At 72.2% G+C, this 17,046-nt stretch carries 14 protein-coding genes, 1 tRNA gene and 1 pseudogene; 8 read left to right on the top strand and 8 right to left on the bottom strand.

The annotated features are described in order from the left end of the window. Nucleotides 1–7: 7 nt before the first annotated feature. From HHL19_RS15005 to HHL19_RS14995, 3 genes are all read left to right on the top strand, one after another. The gene (locus HHL19_RS15005; protein WP_169089642.1) at nt 8–316 is read left to right on the top strand and encodes a hypothetical protein; all 309 of its coding nucleotides are present in this window, start codon (nt 8–10) and stop codon (nt 314–316) included. Between the two features lie 116 nt (nt 317–432). Next, on the top strand, nt 433–1,488 hold the full coding sequence (locus HHL19_RS15000; RefSeq protein WP_169089640.1) for a biotin/lipoate A/B protein ligase family protein: 1,056 nt from the start codon (nt 433–435) through the stop codon (nt 1,486–1,488). A 294-nt stretch (nt 1,489–1,782) separates the two neighbouring features. Then, complete coding sequence (locus tag HHL19_RS14995; RefSeq protein ID WP_346768349.1) at nt 1,783–2,580, top strand: serine protease; 798 nt, start codon at nt 1,783–1,785, stop codon at nt 2,578–2,580. A gap of 71 nt (nt 2,581–2,651) precedes the next feature. Here HHL19_RS14995 and HHL19_RS14990 read toward each other — a convergent pair. Then, a tRNA-Leu gene (locus HHL19_RS14990) sits at nt 2,652–2,736 on the bottom strand. Between the two features lie 97 nt (nt 2,737–2,833). Then, the gene (locus HHL19_RS14985) at nt 2,834–3,247 is read right to left on the bottom strand and encodes a VOC family protein (protein ID WP_169089636.1); all 414 of its coding nucleotides are present in this window, start codon (nt 3,245–3,247) and stop codon (nt 2,834–2,836) included. 212 nt (nt 3,248–3,459) lie between these two features. Between HHL19_RS14985 and HHL19_RS14980 the strand changes: the two genes are divergently transcribed. Beyond that, nucleotides 3,460–4,365, top strand: coding sequence for a poly-gamma-glutamate hydrolase family protein (locus HHL19_RS14980; RefSeq protein WP_169089634.1), 906 nt, complete (start codon nt 3,460–3,462; stop codon nt 4,363–4,365). Between the two features lie 229 nt (nt 4,366–4,594). Further along, nucleotides 4,595–6,382 (top strand): ABC transporter ATP-binding protein, encoded by a 1,788-nt coding sequence (locus HHL19_RS14975; protein ID WP_169089632.1) that lies wholly within the window; start codon nt 4,595–4,597, stop codon nt 6,380–6,382. Between the two features lie 21 nt (nt 6,383–6,403). Here HHL19_RS14975 and HHL19_RS14970 read toward each other — a convergent pair whose 3' ends face one another. The 4 genes from HHL19_RS14970 to HHL19_RS14955 form a co-directional block, all read right to left on the bottom strand. Next, nucleotides 6,404–7,684 carry a cation:proton antiporter gene (locus HHL19_RS14970; protein WP_169089630.1) on the bottom strand — a complete coding sequence of 427 codons (1,281 nt, stop codon included), beginning with the start codon at nt 7,682–7,684 and terminating at the stop codon, nt 6,404–6,406. Between the two features lie 159 nt (nt 7,685–7,843). Continuing rightward, on the bottom strand, nt 7,844–9,022 hold the full coding sequence (locus HHL19_RS14965) for a DUF418 domain-containing protein (protein WP_169089628.1): 1,179 nt from the start codon (nt 9,020–9,022) through the stop codon (nt 7,844–7,846). A gap of 206 nt (nt 9,023–9,228) precedes the next feature. Continuing rightward, the gene (locus HHL19_RS14960; protein WP_169089626.1) at nt 9,229–9,810 is read right to left on the bottom strand and encodes a TerD family protein; all 582 of its coding nucleotides are present in this window, start codon (nt 9,808–9,810) and stop codon (nt 9,229–9,231) included. Between the two features lie 179 nt (nt 9,811–9,989). Then, the gene (locus HHL19_RS14955) at nt 9,990–10,568 is read right to left on the bottom strand and encodes a TerD family protein (RefSeq protein ID WP_169089624.1); all 579 of its coding nucleotides are present in this window, start codon (nt 10,566–10,568) and stop codon (nt 9,990–9,992) included. Nucleotides 10,569–10,993: 425 nt separating this feature from the next. On the opposite strand from HHL19_RS14955, the pseudogene HHL19_RS14950 reads away from it, so the two are divergent. From HHL19_RS14950 to HHL19_RS14940, 3 genes and pseudogenes are all read left to right on the top strand, one after another. Then, nucleotides 10,994–12,207: pseudogene (locus HHL19_RS14950) on the top strand (phosphatidylglycerol lysyltransferase domain-containing protein); the annotation flags it as partial. Nucleotides 12,208–12,605: 398 nt separating this feature from the next. Continuing rightward, nucleotides 12,606–13,289, top strand: a complete 684-nt coding sequence (locus tag HHL19_RS14945) for a response regulator transcription factor (RefSeq protein WP_346768348.1) — start codon at nt 12,606–12,608, stop codon at nt 13,287–13,289. Further along, nucleotides 13,286–14,407 carry a histidine kinase gene (locus HHL19_RS14940; RefSeq protein ID WP_169089622.1) on the top strand — a complete coding sequence of 374 codons (1,122 nt, stop codon included), beginning with the start codon at nt 13,286–13,288 and terminating at the stop codon, nt 14,405–14,407. The genes HHL19_RS14945 and HHL19_RS14940 overlap by 4 nt, the downstream gene beginning before the upstream one ends. Before the next feature lie 25 nt (nt 14,408–14,432). Here the strand turns inward: HHL19_RS14940 and HHL19_RS14935 are convergent, their stop codons facing one another. Together HHL19_RS14935 and HHL19_RS14930 are read right to left on the bottom strand one after the other, a co-directional pair. Beyond that, the gene (locus tag HHL19_RS14935) at nt 14,433–15,950 is read right to left on the bottom strand and encodes an NCS1 family nucleobase:cation symporter-1 (RefSeq protein ID WP_169089620.1); all 1,518 of its coding nucleotides are present in this window, start codon (nt 15,948–15,950) and stop codon (nt 14,433–14,435) included. A 79-nt stretch (nt 15,951–16,029) separates the two neighbouring features. After that, nucleotides 16,030–17,046 carry a TIGR03842 family LLM class F420-dependent oxidoreductase gene (locus HHL19_RS14930; protein WP_169089618.1) on the bottom strand — a complete coding sequence of 339 codons (1,017 nt, stop codon included), beginning with the start codon at nt 17,044–17,046 and terminating at the stop codon, nt 16,030–16,032.

Genomic DNA, 17,046 nt, shown 5'->3' with positions numbered 1-17,046 from the left:
CGGCAGCATGAACGACACGCACCAGGCGGTGCCCCCGCCCGCCGGCACCGGGCCGAATCTGCCGGTGCTCGGCGCGGTGGAGCGCCGCTGGGACACGTACCGGCCCTTCCTGAAGGACGTGCGCGTCTACTACTACCGCACCGATGAGGAGGACCCGGACACAGAGGTGGCGGGGTACGTGAGCGAAGAGCCCCCGCCCAAGTCCAACTTCGGCTCCGACGTCAACGACCCGCCCTGGGCGGGCGCGGCGGACCGGGGATGGAACTGCCCCTCGGGTGAAGGGGCCGACGCGTGCACCTGGCTCGGCCCCCTCTAGGAGGAAACCCTGATGCTCCCCGGCCGTCTCCCGACAGGGCGACGGCCGGGGAGACGCGTTCGCCCCGGGACGTCCCTGGCTAGGATCGTCACCACCTGTGGAAAGGGGACGAAACGGTGCACGGTGAGTACAAGGCGCCCGGGGGCAAGCTCGTCGTCGTCGATCTGGACGTCGAGGACGGGGCACTCCGTCGCGTCCGGGTGGCCGGGGACTTCTTCCTCGAACCCGACGAGGCGATCCTCTCCATCGACCGCGCTCTGGAGGGCGCGCCCGCCGACACCGACGCCGCCGGGCTCGCGGCCCGTATCGACGCGGCCCTGCCGCCCGGCACGCAGATGTACGGCCTCACCAGCGAGGGGGTCGGCGTCGCCGTCCGCCGGGCGCTCGCCCACGCCACCGACTGGACCGACTACGACTGGCAGCTGATCCACGAGCCGCCGCAGTCCCCCGCCCTGCACATGGCGCTCGACGAGGTGATCACCGCAGAGGTCGCGGACGGCCGCCGGCCGCCGACCCTGCGGGTCTGGGAGTGGGGCGCGCCCGCCGTCGTCATCGGCAGCTTCCAGTCGCTGCGCAACGAGGTGGACCCGGAGGCCGCCGAGCGGCACGGCATCCGGGTGGTGCGCCGGATCAGCGGCGGCGGCGCCATGTTCATCGAGCCCGGCAACACCATCACGTACTCCCTGTCGGTGCCCGACGCCCTGGTGCAGGGCCTGTCCTTCGCCGACAGCTACGCCTACCTCGACGACTGGGTCCTCGGCGCGCTCGGCGACATGGGCGTGAAGGCCTGGTACCAGCCGCTCAACGACATCGCCACCGAGGCCGGGAAGATCGCGGGCGCGGCGCAGAAGCGGATGGTGACGGGCGCGGGCGCGGTGCTGCACCACGTGACGATGGCGTACGACATCGACGCCGACAAGATGACCGAGGTGCTGCGGATCGGCCGCGAGAAGCTCTCCGACAAGGGCACCAGGAGCGCGAAGAAGCGCGTCGACCCGCTGCGCCGCCAGACGGGTCTGTCGCGCGAGGCGGTGATCGAGAGGATGATCGCCTCCTTCCGGCAGCGCTACGGCCTGACGGAGGGCCGGGTGACGGAGGAGGAGCTGGCCGCCGCCAAGGAGCTGGCGGAGGGCAAGTTCTCGTCCCCGGAGTGGACCGCGCGGGTGCCGTAGCGTCTCTCCCACGCGTGTGGGATCCCCGGTGCGCCCCGGGCTGCGGATGGAGTGCGCCCGACGGGCGGCGGCGAACGCGGCCCGCGCGCTCGCCCGCGAGCCGGCCTCGGTCGCCGACATCGCCGCCCCCGAGCCGCGCCTGGCCCTTCCCGGGCGGTGTCCGGGCCTGGGAGGCGGCGGCCGCCGCGTACCTCCCCGGCCGGCGGCCCGACGCGGAGCGGTGACCTGCCCGTCGTCGGCTCGTTGACGTCATGGACACGCTGGGTCGACGTCATGGAGGGCACCTTGGGACGGGTGAGGACGGTAGCGGCGGCGCTCGCGGGGCTGGTCCTGGGGGTGATGCCGGGCGCGCCTCGCGAGGCGGCGGCCGTGGTCGGCGGGCAGGAGGCGGCCCCGGGGGCGTACCCCTACGTGGCGGCGCTGGTCGACGTGGAGCGGCACCGCCAGTTCTGCGGCGGCGCGCTGATCGGCACCCGGCACGTCCTGACGGCCGCGCACTGCCTGAGCGGCTCGTACGCGGACACCCGCCGGGTCGCGGTGCTCCTCGGCGACCACGACCTGCGCACGGCGACGGAGTCCCGGCACGCGCGCGTGGCCCGTCCCGTCCGCTTCACCGTCCACCCCGGCTACGACTCCCGCACCCAGCACGACGACCTCGCCGTGATCACCCTGTCGGATCCGGTCCGCCCGGACGCCGGCGTGCGCCCGATCGCGCTCCCCACACCTGCCGAAACGTTCGACCACACGCGTCTGGAAGCCGTCGGCTGGGGCGCGACCGCCTTCGGCGAGGGCCCCTCCCCCGTCCTGCGCACGGTCACCCTCGACACCGTCCCCCACGCCGCGTGCGCCCGCCGGGACGTGGGCCCCCTCACCCCGGCCCAGCTCTGCACCTGGACCCCCGGCCGCGACACCTGCGTCTACGACTCCGGCGGCCCCCTGTCGCACCGCACCGGAACGGGCCGCCCCGTCCTGGCTGCTCTCGTCTCCTACGGCCGCGGCTGCGCCACGGACACCCCTGCGGTGAACACCAGGATCACCTCCCACCTGGCGTGGATCGCCCGCACGACGGGCGTCCGCCCGCCGGCGGCCTGAGGACGTCCGGGCGTACGAGAACGAGCCGTGCGGTCCGGTTTCCACCGGCCCGCACGGCTCGTCGTCGATCGTGTCCGAGGGGGGACTTGAACCCCCACGCCCGATAAAGGGCACTAGCACCTCAAGCTAGCGCGTCTGCCATTCCGCCACCCGGACAAGGTGTTGGTCTCCGCTGGTTTCCCTCGCGGCGACGAACATCAATCTACCAGGTGTTCGAGGTGCTTCTCACCCACGTTTCCGGTGGTCAGACCGGTCAGGAGGGTTCGGCGGTGATGTCCACCATCCAGACGACGCCGAACTCGTCGGTGCACATGCCGAAGACGTCGCCCCACATCTGCTTCTCCAGGGGGACGGAGACCGTGCCGCGCGCGGAGAGCTTCTCCCAGTAGCCGCGGAGTTCGGCCTCGTCGTCGCCGCTGACGCTGATGCTGATGGTGGAGCCGGGGGTGTGGTCCATGCCGGGCGGGGTGTCCGAGACCATCAGCGTGAAGCCCGCCGGGGTCTCCAGCATGCCGTGCATGATCTTGTCCGCGAAGCCGGGGGGCGCCTCGCCGAACTGGGAGTAGGTGTTGACGACGGGCTCGCCGCCGAAGACGTCCTGGTAGAAGTCGAGGGCCTGCTTCGCCGAGCCGGTGAAGCTGAGGTAGGGGTTGAGCCGTGAGGCCACGGGGGCTCCTCTCCGAGCCGAGGGGGTCCAGACGTGCGACCGACCCTAGGCAGCCGGCCCCGCCCCGCCGCCCTGCCGCGCCGGGGCGTCACTCCGACGACGGCGTCCCATGAGGCCCGTGCAGAGGAGGAGGGCGGTGCCGGGGACGGCAGGGGCAGCCGCAGCGCCCGTGGGCTGCCGGAGCTCCCGTGGGCTGCTGGGATGATCGGCTCATGACGCTCACCAGCAGACGTACGCTCCTGACCTCCGTCGCCGCGGCGGCGGCCTCCCTGCCCCTGCTCAACGACCTCGCCGGGAACGGCGGCACCGCCGCCGCGGCGACCACCGCGACCGAGTTCCCGACGAACGCGGCGCTGTACAGCAGCACCGAGTACCGGGAGGGCGTCCACTGGATGCGGCGCTTCCGCACCCACGCCCAGGGCCTCCTCCTCGACAACGCGAGCGCGAGCAGCAGCGTCATACGCAGCACGGCGGTCATCGCGCCGCACGGCGGCGGCATCGAGCCGGGTACCAGCGAGCTCTGCCTCACCCTCGCCGGATACTCGCGCGTCGGCGCCGGGACCGACCCGGTGGCGGACAGCGCCGTGCCGCAGCGCGACTACTGGATGTTCGAGGGCATCGCGTCCTCCAGCTCCCTCCACGTCACGTCGACCCACTGCGACGACCCCGCCGCCCTGGCGGTCTGCGCCGCCAACCTGTACGCCGTCTCCCTGCACGGCTTCGCGCCGGACGCGGGCACGCCGGCCAAGCAGATCCTCATCGGCGGCCGGGACACGCGCCTGATGCGGAACCTCGCCGCGGCCTTCGCCGGCCACGGGCTCACCACCGGCAACGCCGACCCGGCGCTCGACGTGACGGTCACCGTCGCGGGTGTGAACAGCCCCCTGAACGGCGACGACCCGGACAACATCGTCAACCGCACCCGCACCGGCGCCGGCGCGCAGCTGGAGATCTCCACCGAGCTCCGCAGGGCGATGTTCGGCGACTTCTCCGGCGCCTCCGGCCGCCGGACGAGCGCCGGCGTGGGCACGGCCCACGAGGCCCACTTCTGGAACGGCTTCGTCGACGCCGTCCGCGAGGCCGTGGACCGCCACGAACGCGGACTCGACTCGCTCTAGTCGCACCAGGCCGCACCTGGCCGCACCTGGTCGCCCCTGGTCGCCTCTGCGTCGATGGTGCCCTCAAGGGTTCCGGCCACTCGGCGGGGGTCCTCCCGACGATCGCCGGATAGCCCGAGAGGTCTCCGGGCTTCCACGCTGGTGGCATCACACGCCGCACACCCGGCAGGAGCGCGCCGCTTCGGCGCGTCCCCTGGCGCAGCGGCGGACCACCGAGGGAAGGAATCCTGTGAACACCGCATCCGCCCCGGAGACGACGGGTGCCGAGTCCCTGCGCGTCCGCGAGACGCTCAAGGCGCTGTACGGGTACGTCCGCCCGCACCGGTGGGCGGTCGTGCTCGGTCTGCTGCTGGCGCTGGTGGGCGCCGCCGGCGGGCTGCTGCAGCCGCTGGCCACGAAGGAGCTGGTCGACCGGCTCTCGTCCGGCGGCACGCTCGCCGCCGTCCTGCTGGCGCTGACCGTACTGGTGCTGCTGAGCACGGTGGCCGAGGCGTTCGGCGCGTATGTGCTGGAGCGGACGGCGGAGTCGGTGGTCCTGGCCGCTCGCCGCAGCCTGATCGGCCGGATGCTGCGGCTGCGGCTCTCGGCGGTGGACCGGACGCAGCCGGGCGACCTGATGGCCCGGGTGACCTCCGACACCACGCTGCTGCGGGCGGTCAGCACCCAGGCGGTGGTCAACGCCGCGACCGGGGCGCTGACGCTGATCGCGGCGGTCGTGGTGATGGCCTTCCTCGACGTCGTCCTGCTCGGCGTCACGCTCGGTGTGGTCGTGGTCGTCGGCGCGGGCGCCGCCCTGGTGATGCCGAGGATCGGGCGGGCCGCCGAGCGCTCCCAGGCCGCCGTCGGGGAGATGTCCACCGGCCTGGAGCGGGTCTTCGGCGCGTTCCGCACGGTGAAGGCGTCCGGTGCCGAGGAGCGGGAGACCGCCCGCGTCGAGGCGTCGGCCCGGCGGGCGTGGCGCCACGGCGTGCGCGGCGCGAAGTGGGAGGCCCTGCTGGGGACGGCGGACAACCTCGCCGTCGAGCTGGCGTTCCTCGCGGTGCTCGCGGTCGGCGGAGCGAGGGTGGCGTCCGGGGACATCCCCGTCTCCACGCTCATCGCCTTCCTGCTGTACCTGTTCTACCTGATGGAGCCGGTGTACAAGCTGGTCGAGGCCGCCTCCGCGTACCAGGAGGGCGCGGCCGCGATCTCCCGGATCAAGGAGGTCGACCGCCTGGCGGCGGAGCCGCCGGCCACGTACGAGCCGGTGCGGACCGAGGCGCGTCCGGCGTCCGTCCGCTTCGAGGACGTGTCCTTCCGGTACGGGCCCGGGCTGCCGTACATCCACCAGCGGGTGGACTTCGAGGTGCCGGGCGCCGGGCTGACCGCCTTCGTCGGGCCTTCGGGCGCGGGCAAGTCGACGGTCTTCTCGCTCATCGAGCGGTTCTACGAGACGACCGGCGGGCGCGTCCTGGTCGACGGTACGGACATCCGGCAGTGGCCGCTGTCCGCGTTGCGGTCCGCCATCGGGTACGTCGAGCAGGACGCACCGGTTCTGGCCGGCACGCTGCGGGAGAACCTGGTCTTCAGCGCGCCCGGCGCGACGGACGACGACATCCGCGCCGTCCTCGCCCGGACCAGGCTCGACACCCTCGTCGAGCGTCTCCCGCACGGCCTGGACACCCCGGTCGGGCACCGCGGCTCGAAGCTGTCCGGCGGCGAGCGCCAGCGCGTCGCGATCGCCCGCGCACTGCTGCGCAAGCCCCGGCTGCTGCTCCTCGACGAGGCGACCTCGCAGCTCGACGCGGTGAACGAGCTGGCGCTGCGGGACGTCATCGGCGAGACGGCGCGCGAGACCACCGTCCTGGTGGTGGCGCACCGCCTGTCCACGGTGACGGACGCCGACCGCATCGTCGTCATGGACGCCGGCACGGTCCGCGCGATCGGCACCCACGAGGAGCTGGTGGCCGAGGACGAGCTGTACGCACAGCTCGCCGCGACCCAGTTCCTGACCCCGGCGGGGCGCCCCGTCGGGTGAGAAGCGTGGCCGCCCACGTGCTCAGCGGACCTTCTCCGGGCCGGCCGGGGAGGCGGGGACGGGGGCGGGAGTGGGGGCGGGGGCAGGGGCGGTGAGCAGGCGGGCGAGGGGCGTCGAGCCGAGGCCATGGAGCAGGGCACTGCCGAGCACGGTGACGGTCATGGCGTACAGGGCGGTGTCCGCGGAGGGGCCGTCGGGGAGGGCGTTGAAGGCGAGCAGGCCGAACACGATCGATGTGGTGCCGCGTGGGCCGAGGGTCCCGATCATGAGCCGTTCACGCCCGGTGAAGGCCGAGCCGAGGAAGGCGAACAGGATCGGACCGACGCGTACGACGGTGAGCGCGGCGAGGCAGAGCAGCACGGTCGGCACGTCGATGCCCTCGCTCAGGGCGAGCACGGTGGCGTTGCCGAAGAAGAACCACATGCACATGGCCATGATCGAGCCGGTGTCCTCGACGAGGCGGAAGTCCGAAGCGTCGGGGACGTAGGACTCGTGTCGCCGGGCCGGGGTCTGCCGGACGTACCGGAAGGCGATGCCGCAGACGAACGCGGCGACGAAGCCGTTGCCGCCGGCCGCCACCGTCACGGTGTGGACGAGCAGCGGTGTGACCAGGACGAGGACGCGGCGGGATTGTCCGGTCATCCACTGCCTGCGGTCGGCCGTGGTCATCAGCCATGCGAGCAGGGAACCGAGGGCGACGCCCACGGCCAGGGCCTTCGCGGCGAACGGAACGGCCGTGGCCAGTGCCTGCACGGGAGTGTGCGCCTGTGAGGTGGAGCCCGCCAGGATGAGTGCGAAGAGGAAGACGGGCGAGATGATGCCGTCGGTGTAGCCGCTCTCCACGTTGAGGACGTCGCGGACGCGCGCCGCGATGCGGGTGTCCCGTACGAGGGTCTCGGCCGGGGCGAAGTCGGTCGGGACGATGATGCCCGCGATGATCAGGAGGATCACCGCGGGCAGGCCGGGGAGCAGCAGCGTGCCGAGCAGGACGACGGCGGCCAGGCTCAGGGGCAGCGCCACGAGCAGGGTGCGGGCGGCCTCGCCGGGGTCGTTGCCGAACAGCCGGCCACCCGGCAGTTCCGTCGCGTCGACGAACAGCAGGACCGCCAGGATGACCTCGGCCACGTGCTGGGCGATCTCGGAGTTGAGCGTGACCGCGATCCGGCTGTGCGTGAACACCCCGGTGACGACGCCCGCGAGGACCAGCACCACGGGGGCTCTGACATGCCCCCGCTCAAGCCTCCGGGCGACGAGCGCCCACCCGGCCGTCACTGCGGTGATCACGATCAGGACGAAGGTCATGTGGATTCCGGTTCCGGAGCGACGACACGTACCTGTCCGAGCCGCTCGGGGCCTGCTTCAGCCGTTCGGGCGGGGTGCCGGACGGACGGTCGATGTGAGCGGGCCGCGAGGGCCGTCGGAGCCGGGGCGGGCCAGGAGAGGCCGCCCGCCCCGGTCCCGTCATCGCACGTACTTCGCCGGCTCGGTGGCGGCGTTGAGCAGCGCCTCCAGCGGTCCGCGGCGGAAGAAGCGGGACCACACCGCGGCGAACACGATCGCGCACAGGATGTACGTGAGCACGGGCACCCAGGACTTCGTGGTGCCGGAGCCGGAAGCGGGCCACGCGGACTGTGCGAGGAAGTGACCGACATAGGCCGTCAGGGACATGGTGCCCACGGCGATGACCGGCTTCGCCAGACGGCGCAGGCGCGCCGCCCGGTCCATCAGCACCGTCGCGCCCACGATCACGAGGATGGCGACGCCCGCGCTGCCGATGATGTCGAACGTGGTGCCGGTGTGCGGGCCGGCACCCAGGAGGTCCGCGGCAGACGACACGAGCTGCTCGCTGGAGCCGCTGCCGCCGGACCCCGACCCGGAACCGCTGAAAGCGGCCCCGGAGCCGCCGGACCAGGACCCGGAGCCGGCGGACGACCCACCGGTTCCCCCGAACACCGCGTCCTTGCCCGCCAGCAGCAGCGACAGACCGTACGCGGCCACGGTCAGGGCGGCGCCGAGGGCGGCCAGGCGCCGCTGGACGGAGACGGCCGACAGGTCGAGGCGGGCCAATGCCATACCGGCGATCACGAACGGCATCCACGTGATCGTCGGATAGAGGCCCGTGAGCAGCAGATCGATCACTCCCACGCCGTTGAGCTTCTCGAGCGGATCGTAGGCGTTGATGCTCTGCTGGACCGATTCGCCCAGCCACGTGCGCAGGACGAACGCCAACTGGGGTGCGACGAGCGCGAGGCCCGCGGCGGTGATCGCCAGTGTCCTGGCGGACAGCCGCAGCAGGGGCAGGGCGAGGAGGAAGTAGACGCCGTAGAAGCCGAGGATGATGACGTCCCCGTATTCGATCGCCAGCACGCTGCCCAGGGCCAGCAGTACCACGGCGCGGATCGCGATCCGGGCCTTCGCCTGCCGGCCGGCCAGGCCGGTCTTCGGCTCACGACGGCCGGCGATCAGCATCAGCGAGAACCCGGCGAGGGTGGCGAACAGGACCGACGAGTGGCCGTCGGCCAGGAACCGCACCCAGGTGCCCACCCCGGTCGTGGCTTCGAGCGGCGGGCCGATGTGCACGACGTACATACCGAACACCGCGAGCGCGCGGGCCAGATCCACCCCGACCAGGCGCCCCATCGAGGGCTTTCCGGCGGACTCGGACGAGGTGGGGAGGCGTGGAGGCGCGTTCTCCTGCGGAGCCGACATCGCCTGCGGCGGCTGTATCTGTGTCATACGAGGAATCTCCCGGTGGGGTAGGGAGGCGGACCATCCGGCAGGCTTCGGTGACACCCCCGCCGACCGGCCGGGACCACCCCGTCGACCGGCGGGCCGGGGCGGACGGATCAGAGGTGGCGGTCGATGGCGGGCAGGAGGTCTTGGAAGGTGGCCCCCGAGGCGGGTTCGCCGATGGCGGCCAGCTGCCACGCCCCGTTGACGCGGGAGATCTTGGCCATGATCTGGGCGGTGTGGGGGCCGCCGCCGGACAGGGTGTAGCGGGCGAGTTCGGCCCCCGTCGAGTCGTCCACCAGGCGGCAGTAGGCGTTCTCGACCTCGCCGAAGGTCGCGCCGGTGAAGGAGTTCACGGTGAAGACGATCTGGTCCACTTCCGCCAGCATTCGCGTGAAGTCGACCGTGATGGCCTCGTCGTCCCCCGGCCCGTCGCCGCCGGTGCGGTTGTCGCCGGAGTGCTTCACGGCACCGAAGATGCCGGTCAGGTGCTGGAAGTAGACGACCTCCACGACCCTCCGGCCCGCGTACAGGACCGCTGAAGCGTCGAGGTCGATCGCCGCGGGGCCCATCAGTCTGCCGAGGAAGCCCGTGCGCGTCCTCGCCTGCCAGCCCAGCCCCATCCGTACGTGGCTGAGGGGGGTCGTGTCGGGCTTGGTCAGGCCGATCCTTTGGCCTTTGGCGAGGTTGATGGACATGAGTACTCCCGGGTGGGTCGAATCGAAGTGTGTGGCCGGGGCCGAACGGCGGCCGGCGGCCGGCGGGGAGGGCTCGCCCCACGCACGCGGAGGGATGTCCACGCGAGGACAGGCGAGGGCAGGCGTGGACAGGCGTGGGCAGGCGTGGGCAGGCGAGGCGGCTGGAGTGGCGTCCGGGGTCAGAGGCTGACGCCGAAGTCCTGGGCGATGCCGGCGAGCCGCCCGGAGGCATGGCCTTGGCCGACGGCCCGGAACTTCCACTCCGCGCCGCTGCGGTAGAGCTCGCCGAAGACCATCGCGGTCTCGGTGGCGGCGTCCTCGCTGAGGTCGTAGCGGGCGATCTCGACCCCGTCGGCCTGGTTCACCACCCGGATGTACGCGTGGCGCACCTGACCGAAGTCCTGGGCGCGGGCCGCGGCATCGTGGAGGGAGACCGAAAAGACGATCTTCGCCACGTCGGCGGGTACGGTGGCGCGGTTCACCTTGATGACCTCGTCGTCGCCGCCGCCTTCCCCGGTGGGGTTGTCGCCGGTGTGCTCGACCGAACCGTCCGGGCTCGTGAGGTTGTCGTAGAAGACGAAGCACGCGTGGGAGGCGACCTTCCCGCTCTCGCTGCACAGCAGCGCGCTCGCGTCCAGGTCGTGGTCGGCGCCCGTGGTGGTGCGTACGTCCCAGCCCAGGCCGACCTGGACCGCGGTGAGGCCCGGGGCCTCCTTGCTCAGCGAGACGTTGCCGCCCTTGGACAGCGAAACACTCATGAGGATTTCTCCTGACTTGGCGCAGGGGGCTAGTTGCCGACGGCCGTGGCCAGAACAGTGATCAGTACGGCGACGACCGCTGCGACGGCACCGGCGAGCAGGGTCCGGCTGGTGGCCGACATGGGGGGCTCCTTGCTTTCTGCTCCTGGCCGACACACGGCCACGGGGAGCGGACACGGCGGGCGGACACGGGATCATCCGTCCGTCGGACAGGGCCGACGCTCACGGCGTCCCGGCTTGCATGTCCCCAACCTCGTCGATGCTTCGGACCGGCGGTATCCGACGGGTGACCGGTCGCCCCCCGCCATACGGCGGGAGGATCATCCGCCGCTCGGCCGCGGTCACAGACCGGGACCGTCGGGTAGCTGTGTGGCATGGCTCTGCTCAATGTGCTGGCGGTGCCGGCGGTTCCCCTGCGCGACAGGGTGCGGGAACACAACGAGGGCGAGCACTTCACCCCGTACCTGCTCACCGCCGGCCTGGTGTCCGCGATCCTCAGCACTGGATGAACTGGGCCTCAGCACTGGATGAACTGGGCCTCCGCCGCGCTCGTCACCCTGGCCGGCGGTATGGTCCTCGGCAGCGCGCTCGGGGTGTCACTGCTGCGGGCGACCGGCAGCGGTGCGGGAGCGGTCCTGTCCGATCGTCTCGGCTACGTCCTGTCCCGCTTCGTCACGCTGGACCCGTCCGAGAAGGCCGCCCGCCTCATCCAGGTGCCCGGCTGGGTCGACGGGACGCTCGACGTGACGGCGGCGCTCGTGTTCCTGAGCGTGCTGTACGTGGCGTTCCGCAGCCCCCGGGACCGGTTGATGCCGACCGAGGACGACGAGGCCCGGCTGCGCACCCTCCTGGACCGGCACGGCGAGCGGGACTCCCTGGGCTACTTCGCCCTGCTCCGCGGCAAGGCGGCCGTGATGGGGGCGTCCGAGGAAGCGCGGGAGTGATCTACGGACGCCACGGGCTGAGCGCCCTCGAACGGGGCGACGAAGCCGTCGTGGAGGTCGCGGACTTCACCCTGGAGGGACGCGCGATGCGCGGGGTCCGACAGGCGCACAACCGGGTCCGGCGCGCCGGCTACCGCGTGCGGGTACACCGCCACGAGGACATACCCGAGCCGGAGACGGCCCGTCTGGTGGCCGACGCCGACCGCCTGCGCGACGGGGCGACCGAACGCGGCTTCTCGAAGGCGCTCGGCAGGCTCGGTTCGCCGGACGACGGGCGCTGCGTGACGGTCGAGTGCCACGACGCCCACGGCGAACTGCGCGCACTGCTCGGCTTCGTTCCCTGGGGGAGCAAGGGGCTCTCGCTCGACCTGATGCGCCGGGACGGCCACATCGACAACGCGGCCTGGTGCAGTTCATGGTGATCGAACTGCTGCGGCGGGCGGACGACGTGGGACTGGCCCGGATCTCGCTGAACTTCGCGATGTTCCGCCCTGGGGTTCCGCTCCCGCTGGTGGCAGATCGAATCGCTGTACCGGGCGAACGCCAAGTACCGACCGGCCTGGGAGCCCCGCTTCGTCCTCTTCCGGAAGAGCGGAGAACTGCTGCGGATCGCCCTGGCCGCCGGCCGGGCGGAGGGCTTCGTCACGACATCGCGCCTGCCCGCCCTCTTCCGGCGGCGATCGCGGTCCGCCTGACGTGCGGTACCTCGCTCACGGACGGACTGACGCAGGTATGCGCCGGGCATGGCGGGACGGTCCTCGAAACGGTACGGACATCGGCTGCGGGCCTCGGACTCGGCGCGGGGCCGCGGACCGGTCCCGCGGTACGAGCACGGCGGGCGCCATCCGCCGGGTCTCGCCCGCCGTCCCGCCGACCCGCCGGCCCGCCGTCCCGCCGACCGGCCGGAGCGCACCCCCCGAACGGCTGGAGCCGACCCGCCGGGTGTCCACCGTCGGCGGGTGATCACGTCACCGCGTACCCTGCCCGGCGTACGGTCGACGTCAGGCGAACCCCTGCGAGCACGCGGGACCCCCGAATGCGCGGGTCGCCGAGCAGCGGGACAGCGCGGACGAGAGTGTGAGGCGGGACGCCGGTGATCCGGGTAGTGGTGGTGGACGACGAGGCCCTGGTGCGGTCCGGTTTCCGGATGATCCTGAACGCGTCCGACGGCATCGAGGTCGTGGCGACCGCGGAAGGGGCGCAGGCTGCCGACGTGGTCCGGCGCGAGCTGCCGGACGTCGTGCTCCTCGACATCCGCATGCCGGACGTGGACGGCCTGACCGTGCTGCGGCAGATCCGGGAACTGCCCGCACCACCGCACGTCGCCATGCTGACCACCTTCGACACCGACGAGTACATCCTGACCGCACTGCGCTCGGGAGCCTCCGGCTTCCTCCTCAAGGACACCGAGCCCGAGCAGCTCGCCCAGCTGGTACGCACCCTGGCCGCGGGCGGCGTCGTCATGTCCCCGAAGGCATCACGCGCGCTGCTCCGCGGCCACCCGGGGGCCGGAGCGCCCCAGGACGCGGACGTCGCACGCGTCGGCCTGCTCAGCGACCGGGAACGCGACGTCCTCGTCCTGGTCGCGGAAGGACTCTCCAACGCCGACATCGGCACCCGCATCCATCTGAGCGCGGGCACCGTCAAGGACCACGTCAGCTCGATCCTGACCAAGCTGCGGGTCTCCAGCCGCGTCCAGGCCGCGCTCCTCGCCGAGCGCGCCGGACTGCTCACCCACAACGACGACGACAACACGGCACGGGACAACGGCCGATGAGCCCGGGCCGGGCACTGTGGCGGCGCGTACCGCCCTGGGCCGTCGACACGGGGCTCGTGGTGCTGGCCGCGCTCGACGCCTGGATCAACCTCCTGGGCGAGGGCACCCCTGTGATGTGGGCCTGCGCCGCCGCGGGCTCCGCCGGCCTGTTCCTGCGCCGGCGCTTCCCGCTGGCCGTCTTCCTGCTGACCCTGCCCATGACCCTGTTCATGGACGTCGCGGTCGCGCCGATCGCCGCCCTGTACACACTCGCCGCGTCCACCCGCAACCGCCCGCTGCTCGCCGGCTGCGCCCTCCTGAACGCCACTGCGGCGACCCTCTTGTGGCCGCTGTCCGACGCGTTCGACGGCGACCGGACCTGGACGCTCGTCCAGTTCGTCTACACGCTGGCCACGGCCTTCGCCCCCGTCCTGTTCGGCCAGCTCGTGCAGGCCAGGCACGAGCTGGCCGGCCGGCTCGAAGAGGTCAAGGAGGCCCGGGAGCACGAACGCGCCCTCTACGCCCAGACCGTCCTCGCCCGGGAACGCGCCCAACTGGCCCGCGAGATGCACGACGTCGTCTCCCACCAGGTCAGCCTCATCGCCGTCCAGGCCGGAGCCCTGCAGATGGCCGCCAAGGACCCCGACGCCCGCGAGGCCGCCCGCACCATCCGCACCCTGAGCGCCGACACCCTCGACGAACTCCGCCACATGGTCACCCTGCTCCGCGCCTCGGGCGGCAGGGCGACCGAACTCACCCCCCAGCCCACCCTCGCCGACCTCCGGCAGCTCATCGCCAACAGCGGCATCGAGACCACCCTGACCGGCGAGCTTCCTCCCGGCATCAGCACCACCGCCCAGCGCACCGTCTACCGCACGGTCCAGGAAGCCCTCACCAACGTGCGCAAGCACGCCCCCGGAGCCCGTGCCGACGTACGCCTCTGGCACGACGCGCACCACTTCGGCGTCACCGTCACCAACACCGCCCCCACCCGCCCGACCGTCGCCCTCCCCAGCGCCCGCCACGGCCTCATCGGCCTGAAGGAACGCGCCGAACTCCTCGACGGCACCCTCACCGCCGGACCCACCCCGGACGGCGGCCACAAGATCGAACTACGAGCTCCCGCCCGGCCCGACTGACCGCTTCGGCGTGCTGTCACCACGATCACGAGGGGACGGCTCCTCGCCGTCCCCGCATGAGTGCGGTGTAGAGCAGCAGGGAGGCGGCAAGGCCGACCGCCCAGCCGTAGTCGGCGAGCGGCCTGAGGAAGGGGATCAGGCCGTCCTCGGGGAAGGGTCCGGTACCGGGTGCCGAGTGGGAGCCGCCGACGGCGAGGACGCCTCCGACGGCGAAGGCGAGGACGGCGACCGGGTTCCAGCCGCCCCGGTACCAGTAGGGGCCGTCGGCGCGGTACAGCCCCGCGAGGTCGAGGACGGTGCGGCGGACGAGCCAGTAGTCGGCGATGAGGATGCCGGCGACGGTGCCGAGCAGTCCGCCGACGAGTCCGAGCCAGGTGAAGATGTACAGCTCGGGGGTCTCGGTCAGCTTCCACGGCATGATCACCACGCCCACGACGCCCGTGATCAGTGCGCCGGTGCGGAAGTCGACGAGCTTGGGCGCGAGGTTGGCGAGGTCGTAGGCGGGCGAGACGACGTTCGCCGCGATGTTCACCGAGATGGTGGCGACGAGCACGGTCACCAGGGCGAAGAGCAGCCCGAAGACGTTGTCCGTCCTCGCGGCCAGCGCGACCGGGTCCCAGACGGGTGCCCCGTACACGGCCTGCGAGCCGGAGGTGACGAGGACCGAGAGCAGCGCGAAGAGCGTCATCGTGGTGGGGAGCCCGAGGGTCTGGCCCCAGACCTGGGCGCGCTGTCCGGCGCCGAAGCGGGTGAAGTCCGGGATGTTGAGGCTGAGCGTCGCCCAGAAGGCGATCATGCCCATGAGGGCGGGGAAGAAGACCGGCCAGAAGTCCGGGCCCCAGCCCAGCCGCGAGGGCTGGTCGAGAAGGGGACCGAAGCCGCCGGCCTTGACCGCGATCCACACCAGCAGGACGAACGCGCCGACGATGACGAAGGGCGCGGCCCAGTTCTCGAAGCGGCGCAGCGTTTCCATCCCCCGGTGGATGATGGCGAGTTCGAGCATCCAGAAGAGGACGAAGCACAGCCAGAGCGTCCACGGCTGACCGCCGACCCTGGCCGCCTCGGCCCAGCCGCCGAAGACCTTGTCGAGCAGGACGAAGATGCCCTGCCCGCCGATCCAGGTCTGGATGCCGAACCAGGCGCAGGCGACCCCGGCCCGGATGAGCGCGGGCAGGTTGGCCCCGCGCAGTCCGAAGGAGGCGCGGGCGAGGACGGGGAACGGGATGCCGTACTTGGGTCCCGCGTGCCCGGTCAGGAGCATCGGCAGGAGCACGATCACGTTGGCCAGCGCGATGGTGAGGACGGCCTGCTTCCAGTCCATGCCGAGGGCGACGAGGCCGGACGCGAGGAGCCAGGAGGGGATGTTGTGGGCCATGCCGACCCAGAGGGCGGCGAAGTTGTACGTGGTCCAGCGGCGTGCGGCGACGGGCACCGGGAGCAGGTCGTCGTTGACGAAGCGCGGGTCGCCGCCGGCCGCGCCGGGCGGGAGCTCGACGCGGCCGGCGGGTATCGCGGGTCTGTCCGAGGGGGTGGTGGCGGTCATGTCTGCGGAACCCTTCGGTCGGGGACGGGTCGGAAGGGCCGTGCGGGAGCGCGGGGGTGCGGGAGTGCCGATCGGGCGTTCAGCGGTTCAGGGCGGGGATGATGTCGGAGCCGTAGGCGTCGATCGTGCCCTCGCGGTTGTCGTGCATGTCGTAGACGGCGAACTGGTCGACGCCCAGCTCCTTGAGGTGGCGGAGCTTCTCGACGTGGGCCTCGGCGGGGCCGAGGAGGCAGAAGCGGTCGACGATCTCGTCGGGGACGAAGGCGGTGTCGGGGTTGTCGGCGCGGCCGTGGTGGGAGTAGTCGTACCCCTGCCGGTCCTTGATGTACGCGGTGAGGGCCTCGGGAACCATGCCGGAGTGTTCGCCGTACTTGGCGACGAGGTCGGCGACGTGGTTGCCGACCATGCCGCCGAACCAGCGGCACTGCTCCCGGGCGTGGGCGAGCGCCTCCGGGGAGTCGTCGGCCGTGACGTACGCGGGGGCGGCGACGCAGATCGTCAGGGCGTCGGGGTCGCGGCCGGCGTCCTGGGCGGCCTTGCGGACCGCCTTGACCATCCACTCGGTCAGGAACGGGTCGGCGAGCTGGAGGATGAAGCCGTCGGCCTTCTGCCCGGCGAGGGCGAGGGCCTTGGGGCCGTACGCCGCCATCCACACCGGCAGCTTGCCGTTCCTGACCCACGGGATGCGGATCGGGTTGCCGTCCACGGTCGCCTCGCGGCCCTCGGCGAGGTCGCGGATGACCTCGATGGCCTCGCCGAGGCGGGCGAGGGTGTTCGGCTTGCGGCCGGCGACGCGCATGGCGGAGTCGCCGCGGCCGATGCCGCAGACGGTGCGGTTGCCGTACATGTCGTTGAGCGTGGCGAAGGTGGAGGCCGTCACCTCCCACGTACGCGTCCCCGGGTTGGTGACCATCGTGCCCACGTGCAGCTTCGTGGTGTTGGCCAGGATCTGGCTGTAGATGACGAAGGGTTCCTGCCACAGCACGGCGGAGTCGAAGGTCCATCCGTAGCGGAAGCCGTTGCGTTCCGCCCGGCGCATGAGGCCGACGACCTGCGAGGCGGGCGGGTCGGTCTGGAGCACGAGTCCGAAGTCCAC

Origin of the sequence: Streptomyces sp. R302 (assembly GCF_012927245.1) — a bacterium.
Taxonomy (GTDB): Bacteria; Actinomycetota; Actinomycetes; order Streptomycetales; family Streptomycetaceae; genus Streptomyces.
Note: the sequence above shows the minus strand (reverse complement) of the source record. Positions and strands in the feature narration are given on the sequence as shown.